Source organism: Deltaproteobacteria bacterium, assembly GCA_026712905.1.
In the GTDB taxonomy this organism is placed as follows: Bacteria; Desulfobacterota; Binatia; order UBA9968; family JAJDTQ01; genus JAJDTQ01.
Map to the genome: position 1 here is coordinate 1 of JAPOPM010000025.1, position 3,381 is coordinate 3,381.

General features: G+C 64.0%; 5 protein-coding genes. 2 read left to right on the top strand and 3 right to left on the bottom strand.

Translation table 11 applies throughout. From position 1 onward, the window contains the following. On the top strand, positions 1–330 hold a 330-nt coding region (locus OXF11_01850), incomplete at its 5' end, for a hypothetical protein (GenBank protein ID MCY4485842.1). Positions 331–530: 200 nt separating this feature from the next. Here the strand turns inward: OXF11_01850 and OXF11_01855 are convergent. The 3 genes from OXF11_01855 to OXF11_01865 all read right to left on the bottom strand — a co-directional run bounded on the left by OXF11_01855 (position 531) and on the right by OXF11_01865 (position 3,139). Continuing rightward, a complete protein-coding gene (locus OXF11_01855; GenBank protein ID MCY4485843.1) occupies positions 531–1,331 on the bottom strand; it encodes a nucleotidyl transferase AbiEii/AbiGii toxin family protein in 801 nt (266 codons plus the stop codon). Next, positions 1,328–2,128, bottom strand: a complete 801-nt coding sequence (locus OXF11_01860) for a type IV toxin-antitoxin system AbiEi family antitoxin (GenBank protein ID MCY4485844.1) — start codon at positions 2,126–2,128, stop codon at positions 1,328–1,330. The genes OXF11_01855 and OXF11_01860 overlap by 4 nt, the downstream gene beginning before the upstream one ends. Positions 2,129–2,824: 696 nt before the next feature. Continuing rightward, on the bottom strand, positions 2,825–3,139 hold the full coding sequence (locus tag OXF11_01865; protein MCY4485845.1) for a hypothetical protein: 315 nt from the start codon (positions 3,137–3,139) through the stop codon (positions 2,825–2,827). Here OXF11_01865 and OXF11_01870 point away from each other — a divergent pair. After that, positions 3,125–3,381 (top strand): hypothetical protein (locus OXF11_01870; GenBank protein MCY4485846.1); only part of this gene is annotated, 257 nt, incomplete at its 3' end. The genes OXF11_01865 and OXF11_01870 overlap by 15 nt on opposite strands.

The window sequence follows — 3,381 nt, forward strand, 5'->3', positions numbered from 1 at the left end:
AAGCACATTCGAATCGACGAGGAACTCTGGCAACGCCTTGAGGAAGCGGCCGGAGAACTCGGCACAACCGCCAACCGGCTCCTTGCCGAACTCGCCGAGCGGTGGCTGGAAAAACGCGCATGGCCCACAACCGAAGCGGAGATCCAGGTGGCACGGGCCGCACTATTCGCGGCCCAAGCCATCGCACACGACATGATCGCGGCTGGCCGCGGGCGGGAGATCGACGAAATCCGCCGTTACATAGCAACCATCGTCCCGGACACAGACCACCCCCCTGGAATACAGCCTGATCCGCCCAATCGTGAAGCCAAAGAAGATGACCCCTCCTAAGCTCAGAATCGGCAGTGTCCACGCGTTGGCATTGGGCTGAACGAGGACCGACGTCAAATTTGATGGAGGTCCGCGTTCAGCCTTGCACCGCGTCCGAAACTCGGAAATCGGCGGGATAAACCCTTGATCAGCACCTGCACTTGTTCCAGAACCGGACGTAGCCTGGGTGAGAGGATTGCTCACGCCTCGGTTCCTCCTTCTCACGGCCCGCCTGGAAGGAGGGAGATCAGCCGCTCCGAAACCGTCCGCGCCGATTTTTCCGGCCGCCACTCGTAGCTTTCTGTGAGCAGAGCGGTCATGTCGGCGCCGAACTGCGGGTCGCCGAGCTTGTCGGCGAGATTCCTTTCGAACATCGCGCGCGTTATCGTATGGCCGTCGCGACCGATGTACTCTCGGAAGGCGTCCACGATTCGCTGGGGATCGCTGCGCTCGTCTGCGAGTCCGGCCGCAAGGTCGAACAGGTCGCGTCCCTTGGCGCGTTGGTAGAGAGCTCGCAGCTTGGTGGCGAGCAACTCGTCGAGTTCGAAGGTCACGATGTCGGCCGCGCCCGAGAACCATCGTGATTCCACGGAGAACAGACGCCTGGCGAACCCGAACGCGGCGAAGTGCTCGCGCGTGTTGATCTCGACCTTGAGGCGCAGGCGCCTTGCGGGGACGTCCTCGGAATCGAAGCGGTAGCCGAACGTCACCCGGCCTCTCGACTGCTTCCATCGGGCTTCGCCGAGCCAGGGGTCGAGAACGCCGCGCAACGCGTCCATCACCGGTCCGGCCGGCCCGGGCGCGACCTGGATCAGATCGATATCCTCCGAGTAACGCGCGGGCGGCGTCAGGTAGAGTTTGTATAGTGCGGTGCCTCCCCGGAAGGCCAGCGCGGCCCCGAGGGCCGGGTCGGAGAATATGTCGACCAGCGCGCGGGAAATGACGAGATCCTGCTCGACCTGGAAGTCCTCGACCCACGGCGCCGCCGCCCGCCATTCGGTGATGTAGTCCCGCGGGATCATGCTTCCGGCTCGACGACGGCGTTGACGTGCAGCCGCCAGTCCCTGGACCGCGGGGCAGCGTCAGCGCTGGCGGACGGTATCAGCTTCGTGAAATTTCGAGCGCTTTTCCGCACGTGCTCCTTCAGGAGAACGGCCCTGTCGCCGGCGCCGACATGTTCGAGGAGGTAGCCCAGCCGCTGAGCCCAGAGGACCGGCGCCGAATTCGCCGCAACCACCAGGCGCTCCGGGTCCATCTCCCCGCCGAGCTCGGACAGAACACCCGCCACCCGGTCGACTCCTCCGGCGTGACGCATGTAGCCCACGAGGTCGAGCGCCGTTGCTTCTACCGTCGACACCAGAATGGTCCCGCGCGGGGTGTTGAAGTTCTGGACCGGAACCTCGCCCACGTTCCGGCGGGCAACGAAGGCCACTCTGACCGAACCGCACGCGATAGCCGGCCTGCTCCTGCCAAGGACGATCTGGAACGCTTGCGGACGATGATGCGCCGAGCCATGGTACTGGGCGGCTGACAGGAGCCCCGCGTAGTACGGAACCCTCCGGTGCTCCATGAGGGAAGGGATGAACTGGTCCGCGGGCAGGCAGCCAAGCCGCCGGTATTCCGGCGGTACGATGACATGGAAACCGCGCGCCGGGCTTGCGATTTCGCCCTTGGCTGCCAACCGGCTCAGAGCCCGTCTTGCGGCCGCGCCGGAAACGCGCAACGCGGCCCGAAGCTCGGCCGCAGTAAAGTGATGCCGGCCGTGAGCGGCCAGATCCGCGATGAGATCGCGGGCATGCGGTGCCCTAGACGCATACATCACGCTCAAAACATACCACTTATCGTCACTTTATTATAGCTAATTCGTAATCGGGTAGCGTTTCAGCTTGGAATTCCCCTCGATCAATCCAATGACCCACTCAATGTCGTCGTGCGCGGTAGTGGGAAGCCCTACTTCCACAAAGTATTGATCTAGTGAAAAGCCCGCGATTCTGGCCCTCCCGGAGGATACCCTGTTCGCATGGTGCCATGCTCATCCTGACCATGCGCCGGCTTTCGTCTAAACTACCATCCCGGTTCTGGAAACCTACGACGTTGATGCCTCCAACGCATTACTTCATCCGGTCATGGGGCGACTCCTTGAGGAGTTCGGCGCACATGAAAATGTCCTCAGAGCTATCGAACACAACATCATGTACAACTTTGCTTGGAGAGGGTCGGTAGCTGTATATTATGAGCTTCACCGGGCCGCGCTAAACGCGCTTTCCACCCATCCGAAGCTGAAAGTACGCCGGTGGACCAAGGAGAGGCTCCGTGAACTCGACGCGATGATCCAGAAAGTCCGCGACGCTGATGAAGAGCAGCGAGCCCAGTGAGAAAGCTGGGTCAGAGGGAATGCCGTACTGCGTCGTCGGCAAGATCAATCGAACGGCTCGGTGGCCACAGACGGCCGTCAACTGAAACACTACCCGTAACTGACACCGAGCATTCGTCTCGCAAGCGGCTCCATGCGGTGCTACAGGCCCAGTTCGCGATCAATGTTCCCCGGCGCGCGCTCCCGCTCCATTGCAGGAGTCCGGTCCGGCTCGCGCGACCCGGCCGCGTCGTCCTCGCGGCCAGGGCTCCGGCCCGCGTCCGGACCGGTCCCTCGGTCCTTCGCTCGCTCCGGCTCGACCGCTTCGAGCGCGGCGATGCGCTCGCCGGTGACCGCTTCGAGACGCTCCCTGAGGGCCGCCCTGTCGTCGGTCACGAGCTCGGCATGGTCGCGGGCGCGGCTGATTTCCACGTAGAGGGTCTTCTGGGTCGTGAGGGTCGGATGGTTGGCCTCCATGGCGGCGATCACGGTGTCGACGGTGCGGCCCTGGAAAGCGTGGACGGTTGCGGCCCAGGCACGGTCGACGTGGCGCAGTTGCGGGTCGCCCGCCCCGAGCGCCAGTGCGCCCCCGTCCACGCGTTCCAGGGCCGCGCCGTCGACCCCGTGATCGCCGCCATGGAGGCCACCCATCCGCCCCTCACGACCCAGAAGACCCTCTACGTGGAAATCAGCCGCGCCCGCGACCATGCCGAGCTCGT